The organism is Saccharopolyspora terrae, from assembly GCF_004348435.1.
Classification (GTDB): Bacteria; Actinomycetota; Actinomycetes; order Mycobacteriales; family Pseudonocardiaceae; genus Saccharopolyspora; species Saccharopolyspora endophytica.
The window spans coordinates 1-23,412 of record NZ_SMKS01000081.1 but is presented as its reverse complement, the minus strand read 5'-3'; the positions used below and the strand labels follow the sequence as shown (position 1 = coordinate 23,412).

Genomic DNA, 23,412 nt, shown 5'->3' with positions numbered 1-23,412 from the left:
CCGCCACCCCCGCTCCAACCCCCGCTCCGGCTCCGGGGTGCCACGAATACGGCAGTAATCAGGTCCCCGATTACGGCGGTATTCAGGGTCCGGATTACGACCGTATTCGTGTCACCGATTACGGCGGTAATCCGGGTTCTGATTACTGCGGTGTTCCGGGTCGAGCGGTGTGCACCCGAGCCTGAACAGCAAGAACCCCGCCTCCTCGGGGGAGGCGGGGTTCTCGTGCTTGGGGCTCAGGCCCAGAGTTGGCCTTCGAGGCGTTGGGCCGCTTCGTCGATGGTGCCGCTGTAGGCGCCGGTGGAGAGGTACTTCCAGCCGGCGTCGGCGACGACGAAGGCGATGTCCGCGGACTCCCCGGCTGCGGCCGCCTTCTCGGCGATCGTCAGGGCCGCGTGCAGGACCCCGCCGGTGGAGATCCCGGCGAAGATGCCTTCGTTCTCCAGCAGCTGCCGGGTCCGGCGCAGGGCGTCGTAGGACCCGACGGAGAACCGCCGCGAGAGCACGTCCGGGTCGTAGAGCTCCGGCACGAAACCCTCGTCGAGGTTCCGCAGCCCGTAGACGAGCTCGCCGTAGCGGGGCTCGGCGGCCACGACCTGAACACCGGGCTTGTGCTCGTGCAGGTACCGGCCCACGCCCACGAGGGTCCCGGTGGTGCCGAGACCGGCGACGAAGTGCGTGATGCTCGGCAGGTCCCGCAGGATCTCCGGCCCGGTGCCCTGGTAGTGGGCGTCGGCGTTGGCGGGGTTGCCGTACTGGTAGAGCATGACCCAGTCGGGGTTCTGCTCGGCCAGTTCCTTGGCCATCGCCACGGCCTGGTTCGACCCGCCGGCCGCGGGCGAGGAGATGATCCGCGCACCGTACGCCTGCAGCAGCTGGCGCCGTTCCTCGGAGGTGTTCTCCGGCATGACGCAGACCAGGCCGTAGCCCTTGAGCTTGGCGGCCATGGCCAGCGAGATGCCGGTGTTGCCCGAGGTGGGTTCGAGGATGGTGCAGCCGGTGGTGAGCCGGCCTTCCTTCTCGGCGGCCTCGATCATGTTCAACGCCGCCCGGTCCTTGATGGAGCCGGTCGGGTTGCGGTCCTCCAGCTTCGCCCACAACCGCACGTCGGGTGCGGGCGAGAGGTGCGGCAGCCCGACGAGCGGGGTCTCACCCAGCGCGTCGAGCAGCGAGTCGAATCGAGCCACGGGGTCCTCCCGCGTCAGCTCATGCCGCCGGCAACGGCCGGCAGGATCGTGACGTTGTCGCCGTCGGCGACCTGGGCCTCCAGCCCACCGGCGAAGCGGACGTCCTCGTCGTTGACGTAGACGTTGACGAACCGGTGCAGGTTCCCCTCCTTGACCAGGCGGTCCTTGAGGCCGTTGTAGTTGGCGTCGAGGTCGTCGATCACCGCGGCGAGGTTGTCGCCCTTGGCCTCCACGGACTTCTGCCCGTCGGTGTGGGTCCGCAGGATGGTGGGGATGGAAACGTTGACTGCCATGGGGAATCCTCCTGTCCACAAAGGACTACATAGGGAACGCGAACAACGGTCTTCGGGCGAGCCGCGGATCAGTCGCGGTCGGGAACCTCGTCGCTACCGGTGTGGGCGAACATGTACGACTCCACGACCTCCACCGGCTCCTCGGTGACCTGGCCATCGAGGATGCGGTAGGAGCGCAGCTCATGGGTCTGCGGGTCCCGCGTGGACACGAGCACGTAGTGCGCGTTGGGCTCCGAGGCGTAGGAGACGTCGGTGCGCGACGGGTAGGCCTCGGTAGAGGTGTGCGAGTGGTAGATGACCACCGGCTCTTCATCGGCGGCGTCCATGCCCCGCCACACCTTCAACTGCTCGGCGGAGTCGAACCGGTAGAAGGTGGGCGAACGCTCGGCGTTGATCATTTCGATCAAGCGTTCCGGACGGTCGGACCCTTCCGGTCCGGCAATCACGCCGCACGCCTCATCCGGGTGGTCCCGTCGGGCATGCGCGACCATCGCATCCACGAGGTCGCGTCGGATCACCAGCACAGCAACCATCCTAGTAGGTGGGGCACCGGTCTCCCAGCATCTGGAAAACGCGGGCGAACCGGTGCGGGTTCGTCGTTTCGGCAAACGACGTTCCACGATGATTCATTCCCGCGCGGAGGGATAGAGGCGCGTGTAGCACGTCACCTCCCCGACCGGCTCGGCCGCGAGCATCCCGCGCACGATGGCGCGCTCGACGACCTCGGCCGCCACCGCGCTGACCTGGTCCAATCGTGCCGCCCAGCCGGGCTCCCCCGGCTCCGGGAGGGCGTGACCGGTGCCCGTGGCCAGGCCGAACACGGTGTCGCCGTCGACGAGCAGGTGAGCGGGCCGGACCGCGCGCGCCAGCGCGTCGTGACCGGCCACGGCCAGGCGCCTGCACTCGGACTTGCTCAGCTTCAGATCGGTGGCCACGACGCCGAGGGTGGTGTTGAGCGGCCGGTCGACGGGACCGTTACGGCCGGGTCGCCCCTCGTAACGCGGCCGCGCGGCTTCCACCTCGTGGGAATCGGGTGCGCGGAGCCCGGGCGTCGCGCTCCAGGGCAGTCCGGTGTCGGGATCGATGGCCGATCCGGCGGCGTTGACCACGACCAGCGCGGCGACGGTGGTGCCGTCGGGCAGCACGGCGCTGGCGGTGCCCACACCGCCCTTGACCGGCCCGACCACCGCGCCGGTCCCGGCACCGACGTTGCCCTGCCGGGTCTCGGTGCGGGTGGCGTTGTCGCAGGCCCGGTAGCCGAAGTCGGCGTCGGGCCGGTTGCCCCAGTCGTTCATCGGCACGTCGAAGATCACCGCAGCGGGCACGACCGGCACGACCTGGCCGGGCCCGCCGACCGGGACGCCGTGGCCGCGCTCGCCGAGCCAGCGCATCGCGCCGTCGGCGGCTGCCAGCCCGTAGGCGCTGCCGCCCGCGAGCACCACGCCGTTCACCCGCTGCACGAGGTGGCTGGGTTCGAGCACGTCGGTCTCGCGGGTGCCCGGCCCTCCCCCGCGCACGTCGACGGCCGCGGTGGCACCGCCGGGGGCGATCACGGCGGTCGCACCGGTCGCCCAGTGCTCGTCGAGCCGCTGGTCGTGGCCCACCAGCAGTCCCTCCACGTCGACCAGCGCGTCCAGTTCACCCGGCTGCAACGGCATCGCGCACCTCCTGTCGATCACGTTAGCGGTAGGTAAAGGAAGCCCGCCGACCGTTGTCCTGCCGTCCCCACCTGTTCATCGTCACTTCTCAGCTCGCAAGACCTGGAGGCTGAGATGACGACTGCAAACCGCGACGTGGCGGTGCGCTCCGAACGCCGAGTGATCGGCAACGTCGTGCGAGGTTCCATCGGAAACCTCATCGAGTGGTACGACTGGTACGCCTACACGGCGTTCAGCGTCTACTTCGCGGCGACGTTCTTCCCGAAGGGTGACTCGACCGCGCAGCTGCTCAACACCGCAGCCGTGTTCGCCGTCGGGTTCCTGATGCGCCCGCTGGGCGGCTGGATGCTGGGCCGCTACGCCGACCGCTTCGGCAGGCGCGCGGCGCTGACCCTGTCTGTGACGCTGATGGCGTTCGGCTCGCTGATCATCGCGCTGACGCCGGGCTACGACTCGATCGGCCTCGCCGCCCCGCTGCTGCTGGTGGCGGCTCGCCTGCTGCAGGGCCTCTCGGTCGGCGGTGAGTACGCGACCTCCGCGACCTACCTGTCGGAGGTCGCCACCGAGGGCAAGCGCGGTTTCTACTCCAGCTTCCAGTACGTGACGCTGGTGTCCGGTCAGCTGGTCGCGCTGGGCGTGCAGATCATCCTGCAGCAGGTCCTCGCCGAGGAGCAGATGGATGCCTGGGGCTGGCGGATCCCGTTCGTCATCGGCGCCGTCGGCGCGCTGGTCGTGCTGTGGCTGCGGCGCGGCATGGACGAGACCGAGAGCTACAAGACTTCGTCGGAGTCCGGTGCCGAGCAGGGCACGGTCAAGGCGCTGCTGCAGTACCCGAGGGAATGCCTGCTGGTGGTCGGCCTGACCCTCGGCGGCACGGTGGCGTTCTACACCTACACCACCTACCTGCAGAAATACATGGTCAACACGGGCGGTATCGACAAGCCCACGGCCGCGTGGATCAACTTCTTCGCCCTGCTGGCCTTCGGCGTCCTCCAGCCGCTGGCGGGTGCGCTGTCGGACCGGATCGGACGTCGCAAGCTGCTGATGTTCTTCGGTGTCAGCGGCACCCTGCTGACCGTCCCGCTGATGACCGTGCTCGGCGGCACGCAGAACCCGTTCGCGGCGTTCCTGCTGATGATGGGCGGTCTGGTCATCGTCACCGGCTACACCTCGATCAACGCGATCGTGAAGGCCGAGCTGTTCCCGACCAACATCCGCGCCCTCGGCGTCGGTCTGCCCTACGCGCTGACCGTGGCGATCTTCGGCGGCACGTCGGAGTACGTGGCGCTCTGGCTCAAGCAGGCGGGCATGGAGAGCGTGTTCTTCTACTACGTCTCCGGCTGCGTGCTGATCTCGCTGCTGGTCTACCTGCGGATGCGGGAGACGTCGAAGGATTCCCGGATGGGGAGCTGATGACCGGCACCGGCCATACTCTGCCCACGGAGGTGTGGCCGGTGCGGGTTCTGCTCGTCGAGGACGACGACGGCGTGGCTGACGCGCTCGTCGACGTCCTCGACGCCCACGGGCACCGGACGACGCGCGTCAGCCGCGGTTCGGACGCCCTGCTGCGGCACCGGGACCACGACCTGGTGCTGCTCGACCTCGGCCTGCCCGACACCGACGGCCTGGAGGTGCTGCGCAAGCTCCGGCGCATCGGCCCGGTTCCGGTCGTGGTGCTCACCGCGCGCGGCGAGGAGCGGATGGTCGTGCGCGGCCTGCGCTCCGGCGCCGACGACTACCTGGTCAAACCCGTTCGGATGGCCGAGCTGCTGGCCCGCATCGAGGCCGTCGTCCGGCGCGGCAGGCGCCCCTCCCCCGGCTCCGATCAGGTCGAGGTCGCCGACGTGCGGATCGATCTGCGGACCCGGCGCGTGCAGGTCGCCGACCGCGAGGTCGAGCTCACCCCGAAGGAGTTCGACGTCCTGGCGATCCTGGCCGCCGAAGCCGGCACGGCGGTGAGCAGGCAGCGGCTGATGGACGAGGTGTGGGGCGACGCCTACCTGGCGGTGTCGCGGTCGCTGGACGTGCACATCGCGCAGCTGCGCGCCAAGCTCGACCGCCCGGAACTGCTGGTGACCATCCGCGGCTTCGGCTACCGGCTGGGCGACGATGCGTAAGCGGCTGCTGCTGGTGCTGCTGACGTTCTCGGTGCTGGCGGTGGCCGGCTTCGCCGCGCCGCTGCTGCGCGCCACCGCCGCCGAGCGCACCCAGCAGCTGGTGCTGGCCCGCAACGCCGACCTGGACCGCTTCGCCGCGCTGGCCGATCACGCCTTCGGCACCGGTGACGCCGCCGTGCTGCGCGCCGAGGCCCGCCGCTACACCGACCTCTACGGCGAACCCCTGGTCGTCGTCGACGCCGCCCGCGCACCCGTGGTGGAGACCGGCGGGGTGCGCGCCGTCGACGTGGCCGGATCGATCGACAAGGCCCTGCGCAACGAGCCGGCCGGGGCGGTGCAGTGGCTGCGGCCGTGGTCGCGGGAGGAGCTGGTCCGCTACCGCCCGGTCGGCGACGGGACGCGGGTGACCGGTGCGGTCGTGCTGGAGGCCTCCGTGCGGCGGGCCACCGCCGACATCGCCGCGCACTGGGCGCTGATCGCGTCCGGCGCGCTGACCGCGCTGGTGGTGTGCGGGCTGCTCGCGCTGGTGCTGGCGCGCTGGGTGCTGCGGCCGCTGGCCGACCTGGGCGCCGGGGTCCGGGCGATCAGCGCGGGGTCCCGGCGTTCCCGGGTCCCGGTCGACGCGGGTCCGCCTGAGCTGCGGGAACTGGCCGCGTCGTTCAACCGCATGTCGGAGGCGGTGGCCGAGGCCGACGAGCGGCAGCGACGCCTGGTCGCCGACGCCTCGCACCAACTGCGCAACCCGATGGCGGCGCTGCGGCTGCGGGTCGACGCGCTGGAGCGGCGCATCACCCCCGACGGCGAGCGGACCTACCGCTCCACGGTCGGCGAGGTCGACCGGCTGGAAGCGCTGCTGGACCGGCTGCTGGCGCTGGCCAACGCCGACCGGGCACCGGCGTCCGGTGAGCCGGGGGACGTGGCGGCGGCGATCGCCGACCGCGTGCAGGCGTGGCGCTCCGCCGCCGAGGACGCCGGGATCTCGCTGACCGCACCCGAGGCGGCATCCGCGCGGGTGGCGCTGTCCACTGAGGACCTGGCGCAGGTGCTGGACGTCCTGCTGGACAACGCGGTGAAGTACGCGCCCGGCGCCTCGGTCGAGGTGACCTGGGACGGGCGAACGCTCACCGTCGCCGACACCGGGCCCGGGTTGACCGACGACGAGATCTCGCTTGCGGCGCAACGCTTCTGGCGGGCCGATCACCACCGCGGCAGCCGGGGCAGCGGGCTCGGGCTGGCCATCGCCGGGCAGCTGCTCGCCGCGCACGGCGGCGAGATGCGCATCGCGCGCACGCGACCGCACGGGCTGACCGTGCACCTCGACCTGCCGGAGGTGCGGTGATGCGACGGCGCGCGTTCCTCGGACTGGGCCTGCTGGCCGCGTGCGGACGCACCGAGCCGGTGCGGGAGCTGCGCATCGCCTCGGGCGAACCCGGCGGGTTCTACACGGCTTTCGGCACGCTGCTCGGTGCCGAGATCGCCGCCGCGGAACCCGACGTGCACCCGGTGGTGCTGCCCAGCCAGGGCAGCGTGGACAACCTGGAGATGCTCCGCGACGGCCGCGCCGACCTGGGCATGGTGCTGGCCGACGCCGCGCACGCCGCCCTCGCCGGAGAGCTCGGGCCGCGCGTCCCGCTCCAGGCCGTGGGCCGGGTCTACGAGAACTACACGCAGCTCGTGGTACCCGCCGACTCCCCGGTCCGCGACCTCTCCGAGCTGCGTTCGGTGTCCATCGGCGCTCCGCGGTCCGGCACCGCTCTGATGGGTGCGCGCCTGTTCGCCGACCGGCCCGACCTGCGCACCGAGATGCTCCCGCTGCTGGAGGCGGTCCGGTCGCTGGAGCAGGGCCGCATCGAGGCTTTCCTGTGGTCGGGCGGACTTCCGACCCCGCTGCTGAAGACCCTCGACGACCGGATCGGGATCCGCCTGCTCCCGCTGAACGCGGCTGCTGCTCGCTGCACCCCCGTCTGCGACCAGCTCCAGGTGCCCCCGGGCGCGTACCGGAACACCTCGGGGACGGCCACCATCGGCGTCCCGAACATCCTCGCCTGCACCCCGAACCTGCCCGACGACCTCGCGGCGGCGGTGGTGCGGGTGCTGGTGCGCCGGGCTCCGTTCCTGGTCCCGCGCGAGACCGTCGGGACCCAGTTCCTGGACGTCCGCAACCTCATCGGCACCGGCGAGGTCCCCCTCCACCCCGGCGCCACGACGACCTACCGCGACCTCCACGGCTAGAACGCCGGCGGGGAGCGACGTCGGTCGCCCCCGGGCGCTTCCGCGTCGAAAGCTCGTGGCCTCAGCCGAGCATGGCTCCCACGAGGGAGTCCTGGACCCAGGTGAGCCACTGGTAGACGCCGAGGTGCTCGCGGCGGAGGTCGTCCTCGGGCAGCTCGTCGGGCATGTCGTCCTCGACGTCCAGCGCCGTGCCCAGCGCCAGGCGGACGTCGTTGAGGGCGGTCAGCCAGTTGTCGGCCTGCTCGCTGGTGAGCTTGACCTTGCCGCCCATCGGCGGGCAGGTCTCCAGGACGAGCTGGGCCGCGCCGGTCTTGGCCTCCAGCAACGCCGGTTCGTGCAGCGAGCGCATCGCGCCGGCGGCGTCGGTCTCCTCCTCGTCGGTGTCCCCGGTGACCGGGTCCCGCCGGTAGAAGTCGGGCAGCAACCGCGCGACCACCCGGTCCTCCGGGGGCGTGGACGGTCCGGTGCGGATGCCGGTCAGCTCGGCGAGCTCATCCTTGGGGGCCTCGTCGGCGCGGGCGGTGAGCATGTCCTTGATCTGCCCGACCAGGCCGCGGATGACGGCCGCCTCCTGCTGGGAGAGCTCGGCCTGCACGTGACCGTTCTTGCGGGTCCAGCCGTCCACTCACGAATCCTTCTGCATCGTCGCCCACAAGCCGGCGGAATGCAGCTTCGCCACATCGCCCTCGACCTTCTCCTTGGAACCCGAGGAAACCACCGCCTTGCCCTTGTGGTGCACGTCCAGCATCAACTTCGTAGCGTGATCCCGGGAGTACCCGAAGATCTTCTGGAGCACGTAGGTCACATAGGACATGAGGTTGACCGGGTCGTTCCAGACCACGGTCACCCACGGCTTGTCCGTCGTGCCTTCGGCGTCCTGCTCGAGTTGCGCGCGCTCGATTTCAGCGGGCGAGGTCATGCCCCCATCGTCGCACGACCCCATAACAGCCGTGCCCACCGCACGAACAAATCGTGACGAGCCTTCGGGGTTCACCGCGCCGATCCCCCACATGCACCACGTAATCTCATGCTCATGAGCTCTAGCACCGCGCTGCTGACCGACCACTACGAGTTGACGATGTTGGCCAGCGCTCTGCGTGACGGGACCGCGCACCGCGAGTGCACGTTCGAGGTGTTCACCCGGCGGCTGCCCAACGGGCGCCGCTACGGCGTGACCGGCGGCATCGGCCGTGTGCTGGACGCGGTGCAGAACTTCCGGTTCGGCGAAGCCGAGATCGCCCAGCTCGCCGAGCACGGCGTGGTCGACGACCTCACCTTGGAGTGGCTGCGCGACTACCGGTTCAGCGGGCAGATCGACGGCTACCCGGAGGGCGAGCTGTACTTCCCCGGCTCGCCGCTGCTGACCGTGCGCGGCACCTTCGCCGAGGCCGTCGTGCTGGAGACCGTGGTGCTGTCGATCCTCAACCACGACAGCGCCATCGCCGCCGCTGCCGCGCGCATGGTCTCGGCCGCCAACGGGCGGCGGATCATCGAGATGGGCTCGCGCCGCACGCACGAGGAATCCGCGGTCTCGGCGGCGCGCATCGCCTACCTGGCCGGGTTCACCGCCACCTCCAACCTGGAGGCCGGGCGCCGCTACGGCATCCCCACCGCGGGCACGGCCGCGCACGCCTTCACGCTGCTGCACGACTCCGAGCAGTCGGCGTTCGAGTCGCAGGTCGCCGCGCTGGGCACCGGCACCACGCTGCTGGTCGACACCTACGACATCAGCCGGGGCATCGACCTGGCCGTGCAGACCGCCGGGACCGGCCTGGGCGCGGTGCGCATCGACTCCGGTGACGTGGGCGTGCTGGCCCGCCAGGCCCGCGAGCAGCTCGACCGCCTCGGCGCCACCAACACCCGGGTCGTGGTCTCCGGCGACCTCGACGAGTACGCCATCGCCTCGCTGCGCGCGGAGCCCGTGGACGGCTACGGCGTCGGAACGTCGCTGGTCACCGGCTCGGGGGCGCCCACGGCGGAGATGGTCTACAAGCTGGTGGAGGTCGACGGCCGGCCGGTGGCCAAGCGCAGCTCGCACAAGGAGTCGCGCGGTGGCCGCAAGGCCGCGATCCGCCGCTACAAGGAGACCGGCACGGCCGTCGAGGAGCTCGTCTACGGCGTCAACGCCGAGCCGACGCTCGGACCGCACGACCGCCACCTGCAGATCCCGCTGATCCGCGACGGCAAGCTCGCCGACGACCTGCCGACGCTGGAGCAGGACCGCGAACGCCTGCGCCGCGCCCTGGTGACCTTGCCGTGGGAGGGCCTGAAGCTGTCCAACGGCGAACCCGCCATCCCCACGACCTTCCTCGGAGCCTGACATTGCGAAAGAATCGGGCATCGAGGTCCGCAGGAGGTGAGGCGCGATGAGCAGGGCGTTGATCATCGTGGACGTGCAGAACGACTTCTGCGAGGGCGGAGCGCTCGCCGTCGCCGGCGGCGCCGGGGTCGCGGCCGCGATCTCGGAGTTCCTGGCCGACTCCGAGCACGAGCACGTCGTGGCCACCCGCGACTACCACGTCGACCCGGGAACCCACTTCAGCGACGACCCGGACTTCGTGCGCTCCTGGCCGAAGCACTGCGTGGCGGGCACGGCGGGCGCCGCGTTCCACCCGGAACTGGACGTCAGCCCGGTGACCGCGGTGTTCTCCAAGGGCCAGTACAGCGACGGCTACTCCGGTTTCGAGGGCGTGGACCGCACCGATCTGGGCCTGCTGACCTGGCTGCGGGAGCGGAACGTGCACCAGGTCGACGTCGTCGGCATCGCCACCGACCACTGCGTCCGCGCCACCGCGCTCGACGCGCTGAAGGCGGGCCTGGACACCACCGTTCACCTCCAGCTCACCGCCGGCGTGTCGCGCGCGACCGTCGAGCAGGCCCTCGACGAGCTCGACGAAGCAGGAGCGAACCTCCTGGGAGAACCCGTGGTGGTCTCCTGACTCGTCGCGTCGGGGGTCGGCGGTAGATTTCCCGGGTGCCCACCTCTGTCCCGCGATGGTCCGACCCGGTCGCGTTCGAGTCCGATGACGCCGACGAGCTCCCACCGGAGATCGTCGCCGACCTGGAGCGCGCGAACCGGGCCGACTCCGAAGAGCCCTCGCTGCCGCTGGGCAGAGCCCGCGAGGACATCCCCGACCTCGCGACCCTGATGGAGGTCGCCGTGGCCGCCGTCGGCGGCGTGCCGCGCGAAGGTCAGGCGCAGATGGCCGAGGCCGTGGAGCGCACCATCACCACCGGTGAGCACCTCGCCGTGCAGGCGGGGACCGGCACCGGCAAGTCGCTGGCCTACCTGGTCCCGGCGATCCGGCACGCGGTGGCCGACGGCACGACCGTGGTCGTGTCGACCGCGACGATCGCGCTGCAGCGCCAGCTGGTCGACCGCGACCTGCCTCGGCTGTCGGACGCGCTGGCCGAAACCCTGGGCCGCAAGCCGACGTTCGCGATCCTCAAGGGACGCCGCAACTACCTGTGCCTGAACCGCATCCACGGCAACGCGCCGTCGGAGCCGGACGAGGACGCGCTGTTCGACGCCTTCGCCGCCTCCGCGCTGGAACGCCAGGTGCAGCGGGTGCAGGAGTGGGCGACCGAGACCGAGACCGGTGACCGCGACGAGCTGGTCCCGGGCGTGACCGATCAGGCGTGGCGGCAGCTGTCGGTCACCGCGAAGGAATGCCTGGGCGTGCACCGCTGCCCGGTCGGCACCGACTGCTTCGCCGAGCGCGCCCGCGCCACGGCCGGTCGCGCGGACATCGTGGTCACCAACCACGCGCTGCTGGCCATCGACGCCCTCGACGACCGCCCGGTGCTGCCCGAGCACGACGTGGTGCTGGTCGACGAGGCCCACGACCTGGTGGACCGGGTCACCTCCGCCGCCACCGGCGAACTCACCGCGAGCGCGGTGAAGCTGGCCGCGCGGCGCTGCGGCCGTGCCATCGACGAGGAGACCGCCGACCGCCTCGACGAGGCCGCCGAAGGACTGGAACTGGTCCTCGAGGACTCCGCGCAGGGCCGGTTGGAGGAGCTTCCCGAAGCCCTCGGCCACGCGGTGACCGTGGTCCGCGACTCCGCGTGGGCGTGCATCTCGGCGCTCGGCCCGGAGCGCAAGGAGGACGTCGAGGGCAGCACCGCCCGCAAGCTCGCGCACGCGCTCACCGAGGACGTGCACGACACGGCGGTCCGGCTGCTGGAGGCCTTCGACGAGGCGCAGCAGCACGACGTCGTGTGGGTCTCCCACGAGCCGAACCGGCCCAAGGCCGTGCGGGTGGCGCCGATCGGCGTCGGCGGGCTGCTGCGCGACCGGCTGTTCGGCCAGCGCACGACGGTGCTGACCTCGGCGACGCTGTCGCTGGGCGGATCGTTCGACACGCTGGCCCGCCAGTGGGGCCTGCCGCCGCAGCAGCAGGTCGAGTCCGCGGCCGGGATGGCCACCGCGAAGGAGGCCCCCTCGGACGGCGGCACGCTGAAGTGGACCGGGATGGACGTCGGTTCGCCGTTCGAGCACCAGCGCAGCGGCATCCTCTACATCGCCCGCCACCTGCCCCCGCCGGGCCGCGACGGACTCCCACCGCAGGTCCTCGACGAGATCACCGAGCTCGTGCAGGCCGCGGGCGGCCGCACGCTGGGCTTGTTCTCGTCCCGCCGCGCCGCCGAGCAGGCGAGCGAGGAGCTGCGCAAGCGGCTGTCCACGCCGGTGCTGTGCCAGGGCGACGACACGACGGCGCTGCTGGTCAAGCGCTTCGCCGAGGACCCGGAGACCTCGCTGTTCGGGACCCTGTCGCTGTGGCAGGGCGTGGACGTGCCGGGCGACTCGCTGCAGCTGGTGATCATGGACCGCATCCCGTTCCCCCGGCCCGACGACCCGCTGGCCTCGGCTCGCCAGCAGCGGATCTCCGAGCACGGCGGCAACGGGTTCCTCACCGTCGCCGGGACGCACGCGGCGCTGCTGCTGGCCCAGGGCGCCGGCCGGCTGCTGCGGTCGCCGAACGACCGGGGCGTCATCGCGGTCCTGGACCCGCGCCTGGCCACGGCCCGCTACGGCGGTTTCCTCCGGGCGTCGCTCCCGCCGTTCTGGACCACCCACGACCCCGACGTGGTCCGGGGCGCGCTCAAGCGCCTCACCTCGGGCTGACCGAGCGGGTAAAACTGCCCACAGTCGCTCCCTCCGCGCGCTCGACTGCGGGTACTTTCATCCGGTCCCCCTCGACCCCCTGGGAGCGCTGCCGTGTCCGAACGCCCGTCCTCGCCAGCCGCGAACCTCGCGCGCACCGTGGTGTTCGCCGCCTTCATCGCCGTGCTCGGGATCTTCCCCGGCTTCTACCTCGCCGGCGCCGCGGTGCCGGTCGTCCTGCAGAACGCCGGACCGCTGCTGGCGGGCAGCATCCTCGGCGCCCGGCGCGGCACCGCGTCGGTGCTGCTGTTCGTGGCGCTGACCGCGATCGGCCTGCCGCTGCTGTCCGGCGGGCGCGGTGGCATCGCCCCGTTCCTGGGCCCGAGCGGTGGCTTCCTGCTGGGCTGGATCCTGTCCGCGCTGGTCGTGGGCCTGATCGTGCAGCGCGCGGCGAAGCCGGGGCTCCCGGTGCTGCTGCTGGCGAACCTCGCGGGCGTGGCCGCCGACTACCTGATCGGCATCCCCTACTGGGGCCTGATGATCGGTGATCTGCCGTCGGCGGCGGTGCAGTCGCTGGTGTTCCTGCCCGGCGATGCGGTGAAGCTGGTGGCGGTGTCGCTGGTGGCGGTGGCCGTCCACCGCGCGGTCCCGCAGGCGCTGGCGGGTGCGGCGCGGCGGCCGGCCGAGGGCTGACGTGCTGCCGATCCTCGGGCGCGAACTCACCTCGCGAGTCGGTGACCTGACCGGACCGGAGCTGACCTCGGCCGCGCACCGGGTCGCGCGGCGGCTGCCGCCGGGCTCGCGGGTGGCGATCTCCGGATCGGACGAGACGGCCCGGCTGTTCCACTTCCTGGGCGCTGACCTGGCCGGATGCGCGTCGCTGCTGGTCGATCCGGACTGGCCGGACCTCGACGCGGTGCTGGACGACGCTCGCCCGGACGTGTTCCTCGACGCCGACGCGCCCCCGGGCGAGGACCTGGGCACCGAGGTGCCGGTGGGCGACGAGTCGACGTGGTTCTACCTGCCCACGTCCTCGGGGACCACGGGCCGGCCGAAGGTGCTGGCCCGGTCCCGGGGTTCGTGGCTGCGCAGCTTCCCCGCTCTCGGCCTGCCGCTGGAACCCGCCGACCGGGTGCTGATCCCCGGCCCGCTGAGCTCGTCGCTGTTCCTGTTCGGCGCCCTGCACGCCCTCAACGGCGGCGCTGACCTGCGCCTGCTGGGCCGCTGGTCGGCGTCGGCGGCCGCCGAGGCCACGTGCGAGGCGACCGTGGTCCACCTGGTCCCGGCCCAGCTGTCGGCGCTGCTGGCCGTGCTGGAGCACGATCCGCTGCTGCGGTCGCGCTGCGCGCTGCGGGTGGTGGTGTGCGGTGGTGCGAAGCTCGATCCCGCGTTGGCGGAGCGCCTGGCGAAGGCGCTTCCGGGCTGCCGGCTGGTCGAGTACTACGGTTCGGCCGAGCAGTCGCTGATCGCCGTCCGCCACGACGAGCGGCTCATGCCGGTGGTCGACGTCGGGGTCCTCGGCGGGCGCCTGCTGGTCCGCTCCGACCTCGCCTTCGACGGCTACCTGAAACACGGCGAGCTCGTCCCCGCCTCCACGGACTGGACCGGTGACCAGGCCGTTCAGCATCCCGACGGCTCGCTGGAGATCCTGGGTCGCGCGGGCGCGGTGATCGACACCGGAGCCCGGTTGGTCGCGGTCGAGGCCGTGGAGTCGGTCCTCCGCGAGGTCGAGGGCGTGCTGGACGTGGTCGTCGCCGCCACCCCGCATCCGCGCTTCGGATCGCTGATCACCGCGATCGTCGAGGGCGACGCGCGGCTGCCCGACCTGCGCGCCCACGCCCGGAGGAAGCTGCACCCCGCCGAGCGCCCGCGCCGCTGGCTGACCGTTCGCGCGCTGCCCCGCACGGCGTCCGGCAAGCCCGCCCGCGCGGTGATCGCCGAGCGGCTGAGCAGCGGGGAGCAGCTGTGAAACCGGTGATCATCGCGGCCCGCCGCTCCCCCATCGGCGAGGCGGGCGGTCTCCTCCGCAACGTCGAGGCCGACCGGCTCGCGGCCCCGGTGCTGCGCGCGGTCCTCGACGACGCCGGGATCGAGCGCGTCGACGACGTGCTGCTGGGCAACGTCCTCGGGCCCGGTGGCAATCCCGCCCGGGTGGCCGCGCTGCGCGCCGGACTCGGCGAGGCGACCCCGGGCATGACGATCGACCGCCAGTGCGCCAGCGGGCTGTCGGCCATCACCACCGCCGCCTCGATGGTCTCCGGCGACGAGTTCTTCCTGGCAGGAGGCGTGGAGAGCCCGTCGACCGCGCCGTGGCGGGCGTGGCGCCCGAGGAACGCGACGGAGCCGCCGCGCTTCTACCAGCGCGCCCCGTTCGCCCCCGCCGACATCGGCGATCCCGACATGGGACCGGCCGCCGACCTGGTCGCCGCCGAAGCCGGCATCGGCCGGGAGCGCCAGGACGCCTTCGCCGCCCGCAGCCACGCGCGCGCCGTCGCGGCCCAGGACGCGGGTCGCTTCGACGCCGAGCTGGTGCCGATCGGCTCCGCGACCGGCGACGAACGCCCCCGCCGGGGCTTCACCCCGGAGCGCCTGGCCCGGTTCCGCCCGGCCTTCACCCCCGACGGGACGGCGACGGCCGCGAACTCCTGCGGCATCAGCGACGGTGCCGCGGCGGTGCTGGTCACCAGCGAGGAGCAGCGCGCGAAACTGGGGGTGCCGGGGCTGCGGCTGATCGGCTGGCGGACCTCGGGCGTGGATCCGAACCGGCTCGGGCTGGGCGCGGTGCCCGCGATGCGCGCGCTGTGCGAGCGGCGCACCCCGGAGGTCGTCGAGTTCAACGAGGCGTTCGCCGGTCAGGCCCTCGCGTGCCTGGACGCGGCCGGCCTCGACGACGAGCTGGCCGGACCGGACGGCGGCGCGATCGCGCTCGGGCACCCGTGGGGCGCGTCGGGCGCGGTGCTGGTGGTCCGGTTGTTCAGCCGGATGGTCCGGCAGGACGGGCCGCGGATCGGCATGGCCGCGCTGTCCTCCGGCGGCGGGCTGGGCGTGGCGACGATGTGGGAGCGAGTCGGTTGATCGAGTTCGAAGGCGTCGGGCACAGCTACGACGGGCGCGCGGTGCTGGACGGCGTGGACCTGCGGCTGCCCGAGCGACGGGTGGCGTTCGTCGGCGCCAACGGTTCCGGCAAGTCCACGCTCGCCCGGATGGTCAACGGCCTGGTGCGCCCGAGCCGGGGCCGGGTGCTCGTCGACGGTCTCGACGTGACCCGCAACGGCCGCGAGGTCCGGCGCCGCGTCGGGTTCGTCTTCACCCACCCCGACAGCCAGATCGTCATGCCGACCGCCGGTGAGGACGTCGCGTTCTCGCTGCGCAAGCAGGGCCTGTCCAAGGCGGAGCGGCAGCAGCGCGCGGTCGAGATGCTGGCCCGGCACGGGCTGGAGGGCTACGCCGAGCATCCCGCGCACCAGCTCTCCGGCGGGCAGAAGCAGCTGCTCGCGCTGTGCTCGATGCTCGTGCTGGAACCCGACGTCCTGGTCTGCGACGAGCCGACGACCCTGCTGGACCTGCGCAACAAGCGGCACTTCGCCGAGGTGCTGTCCGGGCTGGAGCAGCAGGTCGTGCTGGTCACCCACGACCTCGACCTGCTCGCCGGTTTCGACCGCGTCATCGTCCTGGACCGCGGGCGGGTCGTCGCCGACGACGTCCCGGACGCGGCGGTCGGCTTCTACCGGGAGCTGATCGGGTGAACCCGCTGGGCCTCTACGAGCCGGGGACCAGCCCGCTCCACCGCTTCGGCGCGGGCTGGAAGCTGCTGGCGCTGCTGGTCTTCGCGATCGTCACGTTCGTCCTGAGCGCCCCGGTGTCGCTGGTGGTGTGCGTGCTGGCGGCGGTCGGCGGCTACGCGGTCGGGCGGATCCCGCTGCGCCGGGTCTGGCAGATCGGCCGGTTCCTGATCCCGCTGGTCGCGATCGTCTTCGCCCTCCAGTGGTGGATGCTCGACCTCGCCCGCGCCGAGACGATCAGCCTCCGGCTGCTGGCCACCCTCGCCGCGGCGAACCTGTTCACCCTGGTCACCAGGGTCGACGACCTGGTCACCTCGGTGGAACGAGCGCTGAGCCCGTTCGCCCGGTTCGGCGTGCGCCCGGAACGAGTCGGGCTCCTGGTCGGTCTGACGGTCCAAGCGATCGCAGCCCTGTCCACGATCGCCACCCAGGTCCGCGAAGCCCAGCGAGCGAGGGGCGCCGACCGCTCCCTCCCCGCCTTCGCCATCCCCTTCCTGGTGCGAACCCTCCGCCACGCCGACGACCTCGGAGAAGCTCTAGCAGCCCGAGGCCTCGGCGACGACTGACCGCCCCTCCCGCTCCGAGCTGGGATTCGAATTTCGCGCGAAATTGGAACCCGAACTTTGCCACTCGAATTTCGCGCGAAATTCGAATCCCATTCCCCGAACGGGCTCGCCTTGCACGCGTGCTCCGCTCAGAAGCGGTCTTCTCGACCCGGGAGATCGATGCTCCGCTGCCCAGGAGGAAGTTCGGCAGGGGGTGCACCCGGTCACACCGGCCACCGGGCCAGGACCGTGACGGTGCCCGGATCTACTTCGGTGAAGCCCGCGTCTCTGACCATGGCGACCCGGGACTTGCGCCAGGCCGTCTCGGGGTCGTCGCCGGGGTGGAGGTCGGCCCAGGTCTCGGGGGACGCCTGGCGGACCGCGCAGGGGTAGCCGTCGGCCGCCCAGCGCTCCAGGTCCGCGTCGAGGCCCTCGCCGTGCAGCTGGGCCGCCAGGATCATCGTGGCGTGACCGACCTGAGCTGCGGATTTGCCCGCGCTCATGGGGACGTCGGGGTTGAGCCACAGGACCGGGACGCCGGACCGGATCGGGCCCGGCTCGTCGGGTTCGAGTTCGCTGCCCGAGATCTGCAGGCGGCTGAGCTCCTTGGGCATGTCCGCGACCCGCATCGGCAGCAGCGCGCGGACCTCGGCCCCGTCGACCTCGACGGTGATGCCGGGCAGCGCCTGCACCGCCTCCCAGTGCGCGCCCCGGGCGCGGCGGGTGACCTTGCGGATGCGACCGGAGATCCAGCCGTGCATCGCCTCGTGCCACTCCCCCTCGGGAGCGCAGCGCTCGTCGAGGCAGACGGCGAGCGCGGCAGCGGCGGCGGCCTCCAGCAGCGCCGTGCGGGCCGGGGGTTCGCGGCGCTCGATGCGCAGCACCATCGGCATCAGCACGACGTCGTCGGGATCCTCGTCCGAGGTGTCGGCGGTGGCTTCGCCCGGCAGCGCGAGCCACTGGGCGTAGCGGGAGAGGAGCGGGTCGAGCACGGATAGGGGCAACACGATCTGCTCAACTCCCGCCACGCCGCAGGTGTTCCGGAATCACTGGTCGAGTGGCACCCGTCGCAGGACGCCGTCCTCGGCGTCGGCGGACTCGATCTCGGCGCGCGTCACGCCCAGCACGAACAGCACCGTGTCCAGGAACGGGTACGACAGCGCGGTGTCGGCGACCTCGCGCAGCGCCGGCTTGGCGTTGAACGCGACGCCGAGCCCGGCGGCGGTGAGCATGTCGATGTCGTTGGCACCGTCACCGACGGCCACGCACTGCGCGGCGGGAACGCCGAAGGACTCGGCGAACTGGCGGAGCGCCTTGGCCTTGCCGGGCCGGTCGACGATCTCGCCGATGACCCGGCCGGTGAGCTTGCCGTCGACGACCTCCAGCTCGTTGGCCGCGCTGAAGTCCATCCCCAGCTCGTCCACCAGCTGGTCGATGATCTGCGTGAACCCGCCGGAGACGACCCCGGTGTGGAAGCCGAGCCTGCGCAGCGTGCGGATCGTGGTCCGCGCACCGGGCGTGAGCTCCAGCTCGGCGGCCACCTCGTCGAGGACGGTGGCGGGCAGCCCTTCCAGGACCGCGACCCGCTGGCGCAGCGACTCGGCGAAGTCCAGCTCACCGCGCATGGCGCGCTCGGTGACCTCGCGGACCTGGGCCTCGCAGTCGGCGCGGCGGGCGAGCATCTCGATGACCTCGCCCTGGATGAGCGTGGAGTCGACGTCGAAGACCACCAGCCGCTTGGCCCGGCGGGACAGGCCGGTGCGCTCGACGGCGAGGTCGACGCCGGTGCTGGCGGCCAGTGCGGCCATCGCCTCGGTGAGCTCGCCGTCGTCCTCCGCGTCCGGGGCCGTGACCTGCAGTTCGAGCCCGGTCACCGGGTAGTCGGCGACGCGGCGGATGGAGTCGATGTTGACGTTGATCTCGGCCAGGGCCCGGGACACGTCGCCGAAGTTGCGGGCGGTCACCGGCTGCCCGAGCACGACGACGGCGTGCGTGGAGCCGAGCTTGGCCGCGTCGATGTCCTCCGCGCCGATCTCGACGTCGACGACCATGCCGACCGTCGCCATCGCCTGTTCGACGGCCTCCTGCAGCCTCTCCGGATCGTTCTCGGTGGACACCAGCACGCCGAGCACGAGGCGGCCGCGGATCACCACCTGCTCCACGTCGACGATGTCCACGCCGTGGCGTGTCAGGGCGGCGAAGAGCACGGACGTGACACCGGGCTTGTCCTTGCCGGTAACGGTGATCAACACGGTGGTCGCATGAGAGCTCACGACTGCGAAAGTTCCTCTCTAACCGAGAAAGGTGGACTCAAAGGGTGTGGAAACGGCTGTGGTCAAGCGGCGAAGCCGCTTTCTCCTTCACCACCCGAGCAGCTCGCACCGCCGCGGGTTCTGAAGGCTTTCGTGGCGAGTACGCCGCGACGCCGTGTATTGGCATACATAAGGAGTGGCGCACGGAGTCCACGGAAGCCTTCAGGTTCCGCTACCCGCACCGCTACGTTCGCCATTCACCTCACCCTCGGAAAAAACGCAACGAGCCCCGGCAGGCACTTGGCCCGCCGGGGCTCGCCGTCGAGCTAGCCCCACCCTGGCACAACCGTGCCGTTCGGGGCTATCGACGAGGTCACTTCTCGGTGGTGTCGTCCCGGTCCGAGTCGTCCTTGGTCTTGGGCGGCTGAGTCAGGGTGGCGGTACCGCCAGCGCCTTCCTCGTGCTTGTGCGCCAAGGTCTTGCCGGTGAGGGACAGGTGCGCCTCGAGCCGCATCCGCTCGGAGATGTGCGGGTAGTGCAGCTCGAACGCCGGGCGCTCGGAGCGGATCCGCGGCAGCTCCTTGAAGTTGTGCCGCGGCGGCGGGCAGGAGGTCGCCCACTCCAGCGAGTTGCCGTAGCCCCACGGGTCGTCGACCTCGGCGACCTCGCCGTACCGGTAGCTCTTGAAGATGTTGTAGATGAACGGGAGCATCGAGGCGCCCAGGATGAACGCGCCGATCGTGGAGATCGTGTTCAGCGCGGTGAAGCCGTCGGACTCCAGGTAGTCGGCGTACCGGCGCGGCATGCCCTCGTTGCCCAGCCAGTGCTGGACCAGGAACGTGCCGTGGAAGCCGATGAAGGTCAACCAGAAGTGCAGCTTGCCGAGCCGCTCGTCCATCATCCGGCCCGTCATCTTCGGGAACCAGAAGTAGATGCCGGCGAAGGTGGCGAACACGATCGTGCCGTAGAGCACGTAGTGGAAGTGCGCGACCACGAAGTAGGTGTCCGAGACGTGGAAGTCGACCGGCGGCATGGCCAGCAGGACACCGGTGAGACCACCGAAGAGGAAGGTGACCAGGAAGCCGACGCTGAAGATCATCGGCGTTTCGAAGGTCAGCTGCCCCTTCCACATGGTGCCGATCCAGTTGAAGAACTTCACACCGGTCGGGACCGCGATCAGGAACGTGGTGAACGCGAAGAACGGCAGCAGCACGGCGCCGGTGGCGTACATGTGGTGCGCCCACACGACGACGGACAGCGCGGCGATGCCCAGGGTCGCGTAGACCAGGCCCGAGTAGCCGAACAGCGGCTTGCGGCTGAACACCGGGAAGATCTCCGAGACGATGCCGAAGAACGGCAGCGCGACGATGTAGACCTCGGGGTGCCCGAAGAACCAGAACAGGTGCTGCCACAGGATGACGCCGCCGTTGGCCGGGTCGAAGACGTGGGCGCCCAGGTGGCGGTCGGCCATGAGGCCGAACAGCGCGGCGGTCAGGATCGGGAACGCCATCAGGATCAGCACGCTGGTGACCATGATGTTCCAGGTGAAGATCGGCATCCGGAACATCGTCATGCCCGGCGCGCGCAGGCAGACCACGGTGGTCAGCATGTTGACCGCACCGAGGATCGTGCCCAGACCGGAGACGGCCAGACCGGCGATCCACATGTCCGCGCCGTGTCCCGGCGAGTGCAGCGCGTCCGACAGCGGGGTGTAGGCGAACCAACCGAAGTCGGCCGCACCGCCCGGCAGCAGGAAGCCGCTGACGACCATGAGGCCGCCGAACAGGTAGAGCCAGTAACCGAACGCATTCAGCCGCGGGAACGCGACGTCCGGCGAGCCGATCTGCAGCGGAAGGATGTAGTTCGCGAAGCCGAACAGGATCGGGGTCGCGTACAGCAGCAGCATGATCGTGCCGTGCATGGTGAACAGCTGGTTGTACTGCTCCTGCGACAGGAACTGAAGTCCCGGAACGGCCAGCTCGCCGCGGATCAGCATCGCCATGAGGCCGCCGACCAGGAAGAACGCGATCGAGGTGACCAGGTAGAGGATGCCGATCTGCTTGTGGTCCGTGGTGCGGAACATCCGCGCCAGGAACGACCCCTTAACCGTTTTGCGCACCGGATAGGGGCGCGTGGCGATCGGCTGTGGCGCGACGGCCGTCACGGTGCCTCCTGCACTCCCTTTGAAGCCTTCTCGGACCCGGACGGATCCGCCCCGACCCGGGTTGGGTCGGTGACCGCATGCGAGGCCCGGCAGGAGCCCTGCCGGGGAGCCGGTCGCAATGCCGCCGACTGCGGATACTAGTCCCGGGGTCCGGCCGGAGTTCGGCCGGGCCGTAGCCACCCTATTCATCGCGCCCTCGATCGTCACCCGCGGTGAGATCCATCAGACACACGGCGACCAGGAAGACGTCGGGCGAACCGCCCACGAGGCGGACAGATAACCTACGTGGCAACAGGTCCGGCAGCCCGCCTGCGTTCGCACAGGGCAGCCCTGGGACGACGTCCACCAGATCCTGGAGGGGAAGCACGTGCGGAAGAGCACGATCATCGGCGCTGTGCTGGTCGGCGGTATCGCACTCGCGGGCTGCACACCGGCCGAGTACGACAGCAACCAGCCGCCGGCCCCGGGCACCCCGCCCGCCGACGCGCCGAAGATGGCCGGCCAGGCCTCGACCGGTGAGCACGGCGCGAGCGGCCCGGCCGCTCAGCTGCTGAGCAACCGCCAGCAGGTGCTGGCGCTGGCCGAGCTGGGCGTCACCAAGGCGTCCAGCCCGCAGGCCAAGGAGGTCGCGGCGGAGCTCCAGAAGTCGGCGGCCGAGCAGATCGCCGAGCTCCAGCAGCACGGGGGCGGCGCCGCGCACACCGAGTCCGCGGACGCCTCGCTGTCGGCGCTGAGCGGTCCGGCCTTCGACGCGCAGTGGAAGCAGAAGGTGCTGACCCTGGTCAACGAGTCCGCGACGCTGGCCAAGTCGGCTCAGAGCGACGCCGAGCTCTCCGAGCTCGCCACCGAGCTCGTGACCGAGCAGCAGGAGATCACCGCGAAGCTCAACGCGCTGGCCTGAGCCTCCGCCTCGTTCCAGGAAGGGCACCCGCGATGCGTCGCGGGTGCCTTTTTCTTCGGGTCTTCCCGCTGCAACCTACCGGGAGTAAGCTACCGCAAGTAAGCTACTGTGGAGTAGATAAGCGGGCTGACTCGAGGGAGAGCAGATGCCGAACGTGTCCGGCAAGGTCGTCCTGATCACGGGAGGCGCCAGGGGTATCGGCGCCGAGACCGCGCGCGAGCTCGCCAAGCGCGGCGCCAAGCTCGCCCTGGTCGGCCTGGAGCCCGAAGAACTGGCCAAGGTCACCGCCGAGCTCGGCGAAGGCCACTTCTGGGCCGAAGCGGATGTCACGGACCCCGACTCGCTGCAGGCCGCCGTCGACGCCGCCACCGCGAAGTTCGGCCGCATCGACGTCGCCATCGCCAACGCGGGCATCGCGCCGCTGGGCAGCATCCGGGAGAGCGACCCGCGCGGCTTCCTCAAGACCATGGACGTCAACGTCAACGGCGTGTTCCACACCGCCCGCGCGGTGATGCCGGAGCTGGCCGCGAGCAAGGGCTACCTGCTGGTGGTGTCCTCCTTGTCGGCGTTCGCCCCGATCGGCGGCATGGCCGCCTACACCGCGAGCAAAGCCGCGTCCGAGGCGTTCGCGTCGGCGCTGCGCATGGAGGTGCTGCACCTCGGCGTGTCGGTGGGCTCGGCGCACCCGTCGTGGATCGACACCGACCTGGTGCGCGAGGTCGCCGACGACCTCAAGACCTTCACCGAGATGCGCAAGCGCCTGCCGTGGCCGATGCGCGCGATCACCACCCCGGACGCGTGCGCGCGGGCCTTCGCCAACGCCGTCGAGCGCCGCAAGCGCCGCGTCTACGTCCCCCGCGGCGTCATGCTCATGCACTGGCTGCGCAACCTGCCGGGTTCGGCGCTGGTGGAGCTGTTCATGCGGCGCCAGCTGATCAAGCTCATCCCGCAACTGGAACAAGAAGTCCGCGACCTCGGCAGGTACATGAGCGAGCGAAACCAGAAGCTCAACGCCTAGGTGTAGTGCCTTGGGAGGTTGTGAACGGGTGACACGGGGTCGGATGATCTTGGAATGAGTGAGGACCTCCGGGTTCGGTGTGGATCACCACAATCTGCACCGATCACCAGGAGGTCCTCGTGTGTCACCGTAACGCTCCGCTGACCGAGACGGGCA

The 23,412-nt window shown here is 71.2% G+C and carries 23 protein-coding genes; 14 read left to right on the top strand and 9 right to left on the bottom strand.

What is annotated here, in order from left to right:
• Window positions 1–236 precede the first annotated feature (236 nt).
• The 4 genes from E1181_RS27930 to E1181_RS27915 form a co-directional block, all read right to left on the bottom strand.
• Entirely contained in the window at window positions 237–1,187 is a 951-nt protein-coding gene (locus E1181_RS27930) for a PLP-dependent cysteine synthase family protein (RefSeq protein WP_132679354.1), read from the bottom strand.
• A gap of 14 nt (window positions 1,188–1,201) precedes the next feature.
• Window positions 1,202–1,480 carry a MoaD family protein gene (locus E1181_RS27925; RefSeq protein ID WP_132679352.1) on the bottom strand — a complete coding sequence of 93 codons (279 nt, stop codon included), beginning with the start codon at window positions 1,478–1,480 and terminating at the stop codon, window positions 1,202–1,204.
• 68 nt (window positions 1,481–1,548) lie between these two features.
• The gene (locus tag E1181_RS27920; protein WP_132679350.1) at window positions 1,549–2,004 is read right to left on the bottom strand and encodes a Mov34/MPN/PAD-1 family protein; all 456 of its coding nucleotides are present in this window, start codon (window positions 2,002–2,004) and stop codon (window positions 1,549–1,551) included.
• 102 nt (window positions 2,005–2,106) lie between these two features.
• Entirely contained in the window at window positions 2,107–3,138 is a 1,032-nt protein-coding gene (locus E1181_RS27915; protein WP_132679348.1) for a P1 family peptidase, read from the bottom strand.
• Window positions 3,139–3,252: 114 nt separating this feature from the next.
• Here E1181_RS27915 and E1181_RS27910 point away from each other — a divergent pair, with 114 nt between their 5' ends.
• The 4 genes from E1181_RS27910 to E1181_RS27895 are packed head-to-tail and all read left to right on the top strand — an operon-like array spanning window position 3,253 to window position 7,487.
• Window positions 3,253–4,551 (top strand): MFS transporter, encoded by a 1,299-nt coding sequence (locus E1181_RS27910; RefSeq protein WP_132679346.1) that lies wholly within the window; start codon window positions 3,253–3,255, stop codon window positions 4,549–4,551.
• 41 nt (window positions 4,552–4,592) lie between these two features.
• Window positions 4,593–5,255: a response regulator transcription factor gene (locus E1181_RS27905; RefSeq protein ID WP_132679344.1), complete on the top strand. Its 663-nt coding sequence runs from the start codon at window positions 4,593–4,595 to the stop codon at window positions 5,253–5,255.
• A complete protein-coding gene (locus tag E1181_RS27900) occupies window positions 5,248–6,594 on the top strand; it encodes a sensor histidine kinase (RefSeq protein WP_132679342.1) in 1,347 nt (448 codons plus the stop codon). Before E1181_RS27905 ends, E1181_RS27900 begins: the two co-directional genes overlap by 8 nt.
• A complete protein-coding gene (locus E1181_RS27895; protein WP_132679340.1) occupies window positions 6,594–7,487 on the top strand; it encodes a TAXI family TRAP transporter solute-binding subunit in 894 nt (297 codons plus the stop codon). The genes E1181_RS27900 and E1181_RS27895 overlap by 1 nt, the downstream gene beginning before the upstream one ends.
• Before the next feature lie 61 nt (window positions 7,488–7,548).
• Here E1181_RS27895 and E1181_RS27890 read toward each other — a convergent pair whose 3' ends face one another.
• On the bottom strand, window positions 7,549–8,112 hold the full coding sequence (locus E1181_RS27890; protein WP_132679338.1) for a DUF2017 domain-containing protein: 564 nt from the start codon (window positions 8,110–8,112) through the stop codon (window positions 7,549–7,551).
• Window positions 8,113–8,406, bottom strand: a complete 294-nt coding sequence (clpS, locus tag E1181_RS27885) for an ATP-dependent Clp protease adapter ClpS (RefSeq protein ID WP_132625503.1) — start codon at window positions 8,404–8,406, stop codon at window positions 8,113–8,115.
• A gap of 108 nt (window positions 8,407–8,514) precedes the next feature.
• Between clpS and E1181_RS27880 the strand changes: the two genes are divergently transcribed.
• From E1181_RS27880 to E1181_RS27845, 8 genes are all read left to right on the top strand, one after another.
• Window positions 8,515–9,807: a nicotinate phosphoribosyltransferase gene (locus E1181_RS27880; RefSeq protein ID WP_408010811.1), complete on the top strand. Its 1,293-nt coding sequence runs from the start codon at window positions 8,515–8,517 to the stop codon at window positions 9,805–9,807.
• Between the two features lie 46 nt (window positions 9,808–9,853).
• Window positions 9,854–10,426, top strand: coding sequence for an isochorismatase family protein (locus E1181_RS27875; RefSeq protein ID WP_132679335.1), 573 nt, complete (start codon window positions 9,854–9,856; stop codon window positions 10,424–10,426).
• Window positions 10,427–10,461: 35 nt separating this feature from the next.
• Window positions 10,462–12,615: an ATP-dependent DNA helicase gene (locus tag E1181_RS27870; protein ID WP_408010809.1), complete on the top strand. Its 2,154-nt coding sequence runs from the start codon at window positions 10,462–10,464 to the stop codon at window positions 12,613–12,615.
• Between the two features lie 93 nt (window positions 12,616–12,708).
• Window positions 12,709–13,287, top strand: coding sequence for a biotin transporter BioY (locus tag E1181_RS27865; protein ID WP_132679333.1), 579 nt, complete (start codon window positions 12,709–12,711; stop codon window positions 13,285–13,287).
• Window positions 13,259–14,563 carry an AMP-binding protein gene (locus E1181_RS27860; protein ID WP_132679331.1) on the top strand — a complete coding sequence of 435 codons (1,305 nt, stop codon included), beginning with the start codon at window positions 13,259–13,261 and terminating at the stop codon, window positions 14,561–14,563. The genes E1181_RS27865 and E1181_RS27860 overlap by 29 nt, the downstream gene beginning before the upstream one ends.
• A 5-nt stretch (window positions 14,564–14,568) precedes the next feature.
• Window positions 14,569–15,669 carry a thiolase family protein gene (locus E1181_RS27855; protein WP_207922355.1) on the top strand — a complete coding sequence of 367 codons (1,101 nt, stop codon included), beginning with the start codon at window positions 14,569–14,571 and terminating at the stop codon, window positions 15,667–15,669.
• A complete protein-coding gene (locus tag E1181_RS27850; protein ID WP_132679327.1) occupies window positions 15,666–16,340 on the top strand; it encodes an energy-coupling factor ABC transporter ATP-binding protein in 675 nt (224 codons plus the stop codon). The genes E1181_RS27855 and E1181_RS27850 overlap by 4 nt, the downstream gene beginning before the upstream one ends.
• Window positions 16,337–16,942: an energy-coupling factor transporter transmembrane component T family protein gene (locus tag E1181_RS27845; RefSeq protein WP_132679325.1), complete on the top strand. Its 606-nt coding sequence runs from the start codon at window positions 16,337–16,339 to the stop codon at window positions 16,940–16,942. Before E1181_RS27850 ends, E1181_RS27845 begins: the two co-directional genes overlap by 4 nt.
• A gap of 203 nt (window positions 16,943–17,145) precedes the next feature.
• Here the strand turns inward: E1181_RS27845 and E1181_RS27840 are convergent, their stop codons facing one another.
• From E1181_RS27840 to ctaD, 3 genes are all read right to left on the bottom strand, one after another.
• The gene (locus tag E1181_RS27840) at window positions 17,146–17,913 is read right to left on the bottom strand and encodes an aminoacyl-tRNA hydrolase (RefSeq protein ID WP_235877100.1); all 768 of its coding nucleotides are present in this window, start codon (window positions 17,911–17,913) and stop codon (window positions 17,146–17,148) included.
• Window positions 17,914–17,967: 54 nt separating this feature from the next.
• Window positions 17,968–19,194 carry a phosphoserine phosphatase SerB gene (serB, locus tag E1181_RS27835; protein WP_132679323.1) on the bottom strand — a complete coding sequence of 409 codons (1,227 nt, stop codon included), beginning with the start codon at window positions 19,192–19,194 and terminating at the stop codon, window positions 17,968–17,970.
• A gap of 352 nt (window positions 19,195–19,546) precedes the next feature.
• Window positions 19,547–21,337: an aa3-type cytochrome oxidase subunit I gene (gene ctaD, locus E1181_RS27830; RefSeq protein ID WP_235877099.1), complete on the bottom strand. Its 1,791-nt coding sequence runs from the start codon at window positions 21,335–21,337 to the stop codon at window positions 19,547–19,549.
• Between the two features lie 367 nt (window positions 21,338–21,704).
• Here ctaD and E1181_RS27825 point away from each other — a divergent pair, with 367 nt between their 5' ends.
• Both E1181_RS27825 and E1181_RS27820 read left to right on the top strand, forming a co-directional pair.
• Window positions 21,705–22,238: a DUF305 domain-containing protein gene (locus E1181_RS27825; protein ID WP_132679321.1), complete on the top strand. Its 534-nt coding sequence runs from the start codon at window positions 21,705–21,707 to the stop codon at window positions 22,236–22,238.
• A gap of 145 nt (window positions 22,239–22,383) precedes the next feature.
• Window positions 22,384–23,256 (top strand): SDR family oxidoreductase, encoded by an 873-nt coding sequence (locus E1181_RS27820; protein ID WP_132679319.1) that lies wholly within the window; start codon window positions 22,384–22,386, stop codon window positions 23,254–23,256.
• Window positions 23,257–23,412: the final 156 nt, after the last annotated feature.

Coding starts and splice junctions, on each gene's coding strand:
- E1181_RS27925 (WP_132679352.1), bottom strand. CDS start 1,480: ATGGCAGTCAACGTTTCCATCCCCACCATCCTGCGGACCCACACCGAC.
- E1181_RS27915 (WP_132679348.1), bottom strand. CDS start 3,138: ATGCCGTTGCAGCCGGGTGAACTGGACGCGCTGGTCGACGTGGAGGGA.
- E1181_RS27910 (WP_132679346.1), top strand. CDS start 3,253: ATGACGACTGCAAACCGCGACGTGGCGGTGCGCTCCGAACGCCGAGTG.
- E1181_RS27900 (WP_132679342.1), top strand. CDS start 5,248: ATGCGTAAGCGGCTGCTGCTGGTGCTGCTGACGTTCTCGGTGCTGGCG.
- E1181_RS27895 (WP_132679340.1), top strand. CDS start 6,594: ATGCGACGGCGCGCGTTCCTCGGACTGGGCCTGCTGGCCGCGTGCGGA.
- clpS (WP_132625503.1), bottom strand. CDS start 8,406: ATGACCTCGCCCGCTGAAATCGAGCGCGCGCAACTCGAGCAGGACGCC.
- E1181_RS27880 (WP_408010811.1), top strand. CDS start 8,515: ATGCTCATGAGCTCTAGCACCGCGCTGCTGACCGACCACTACGAGTTG.
- E1181_RS27875 (WP_132679335.1), top strand. CDS start 9,854: ATGAGCAGGGCGTTGATCATCGTGGACGTGCAGAACGACTTCTGCGAG.
- E1181_RS27820 (WP_132679319.1), top strand. CDS start 22,384: ATGCCGAACGTGTCCGGCAAGGTCGTCCTGATCACGGGAGGCGCCAGG.